The following is a 1,962-nucleotide window of genomic DNA, read 5'->3' on the forward strand; positions in this document are numbered from 1 at the left end:
GGAGGCGTACGAGGACGAGGAGACCACGCCCCAGCACCGCCGCGGCGCCGCCACCCGCGAACTCCTGCGCAGCGCCGGCATGCTGGAGGTGCTGGCGATGGGCGCGCTGCTGGGGGGCGCCGCGCTCGATCAGTGGATGGCGTCGGTCGTCGGCTGGGTGCTCGTCTACACCTCGCGCCGGCTGTCGATGACGGAGAAGAAGTGGGCGTCGCTCGGCGTCCCGGGCACGGTGGGGTTCGCGGGCCTGGTGTGGCTGTGGGGGCGTAACCAGGAGCGGTGGGGCGAGCCGTTGAAGGAGGGGACGATGGGGCAGGAGTTCTCGGACATGCTGCCCACCCTCGTGCGGTTCGCGGCGGTCGCCTCGACGCTGTTCCTGCTGTGGCGGGCGCGGCGGCGACTGCGCAAGTAGGGCTGCGGACTGCGGCCGTACGGCGGCGAACCGCGCGGCGCAGGACGGCGGTTGGCGGGGCGGCCGGCTGCACGTGGGGCGGTGGCGTGCGCGGCGTACGGGCGCGGGTGGCCTCCGTACCGTACGGGCCCTGTTCTCTTGTACCGACCGCTGTACGGCGCCGTTCCCCGCCGCCACAATGAGGCCACCACTGCGCAGAGAGGCAGCCGCATGAGCAACTCCCCCATCGGCCTCGTCGACCTCGGATCGTGGCGCTCCGGCGACGCGGAGGAGCGGCGCCGGCTCCTCGCCCGGCTCGACGCCTCGCTGCGCGCCACCGGGTTCGTGATGGTGACCGGCCACGGCGTGGACCCCGCCCTGCGCGCGGCCGTCAGGGACGGCGCGGGCGCGGCCTTCGGTCTGCCGCCCTCGGTCAAGGACGGCTACCGCAACGTGGGCAACGGCGGCTGGACCGGCCCCGGGGGCATATCGGCGGGCGCCATCCAGGACGCGGCGAGCCCGCCGGACCTGGTGGAGCTGTGGAGCTTCTACCCGCACCACCCGGGCGTGTGGCCGGCCGAGGCACCGGCGCTGCGGGAGCCCGTCGAAGAGTATCTGCGCCAGATGCGGCGCCTGTCGCTCGAACTGCTGGAAGTCCTCGCCGCCGCGCTCGGCGAGCCGGCCGACTTCCTCACCCGGTACGACGCCGACGCGGCCTGGCAGTGCACCATCAACTGGTACGGGAGCCGGCAGCACACCGGCGCGCCGCGCCCGGGGCAGTTCCGCCTCGGCGCGCACCAGGACTGGGACCTGATGGCCGTACTGGACCGCCAGCACGGGCTGGGCTGCCTCCAGGTCCGTACGGGCCCGTCGGACGGCGGGGACGCAGGGGACGCAGGGGACGCAGCGGGCACCGGGGACGGCTCGGGGGCCGGCTGGGAGGACGCGCCGTACCACCCCGACGTCGACGCCCTGACCGTCAACCTCGGCGAGCTGGGCGCCATGTGGAGCAGCGGGCGCTGGCAGGCGGGCTGGCACCGCGTGCTGCCCCCGCCCGCGAACGCGCCCGCGGAAGAGCTGATGTCCCTGGTCTGGTTCTACAACCCCGGCCCGGACACCCCGATGCCGCCGGCCGCCGCCGCGCAGGGGGCGCACAACGCGACCGTGGGCGAGTTCCTGGACGAACGGCTGCAGGCCATCCTCCTGTCCTGAACCCCGCCCTGGCCCCGGTCCCGACGCGATCCCGGCCCGGCCCCGGCCCGGCCCCGGCCCGGCCAGGGGGAACCGCCTGTCCCGGCGAAATGGGCGGCGGGCAGAATCGACGTGTGCGTACTCCCTCCCCGCCGCCGTCTTTCACGGTCGGCTTCGACCTGGACATGACCCTCATCGACTCCCGGCCGGGGATCAAGGCGGTGTACGAGGCGATCGTCGCCGAGACCGGCGTGTACGTCGACACCGACCTCGTGACCTCCCGCCTCGGCCCGCCGGTGGAGAGCGAACTGGCGAACTGGTTCCCCGCGGACCGCGTGGCCGCCCTCGGCGACCGCTACCGCGCCCTCTACCCCGACCACGGC

Annotated in this window: 2 protein-coding genes and 1 pseudogene; all 3 read left to right on the forward strand. The window is 74.7% G+C overall.

Annotated elements, in window-relative coordinates; translation table 11 throughout:
• Positions 1-409, forward strand: a pseudogene (locus H5J30_RS29980) (hypothetical protein); the annotation flags it as partial.
• A 210-nt stretch (positions 410-619) separates the two neighbouring features.
• On the forward strand, positions 620-1,600 hold the full coding sequence (locus tag H5J30_RS29985; protein WP_181790518.1) for a 2-oxoglutarate and iron-dependent oxygenase domain-containing protein: 981 nt from the start codon (positions 620-622) through the stop codon (positions 1,598-1,600).
• Positions 1,601-1,689: 89 nt separating this feature from the next.
• On the forward strand, positions 1,690-1,962 hold a 273-nt coding region (locus tag H5J30_RS29990; RefSeq protein ID WP_374101038.1), incomplete at its 3' end, for an HAD family hydrolase.

It is taken from the genome of Streptomyces phytophilus (assembly GCF_013870535.1).
GTDB classification, from domain to species: domain Bacteria; phylum Actinomycetota; class Actinomycetes; order Streptomycetales; family Streptomycetaceae; genus Streptomyces; species Streptomyces phytophilus.

Coding starts and splice junctions, on each gene's coding strand:
- H5J30_RS29985 (WP_181790518.1), top strand. CDS start 620: ATGAGCAACTCCCCCATCGGCCTCGTCGACCTCGGATCGTGGCGCTCC.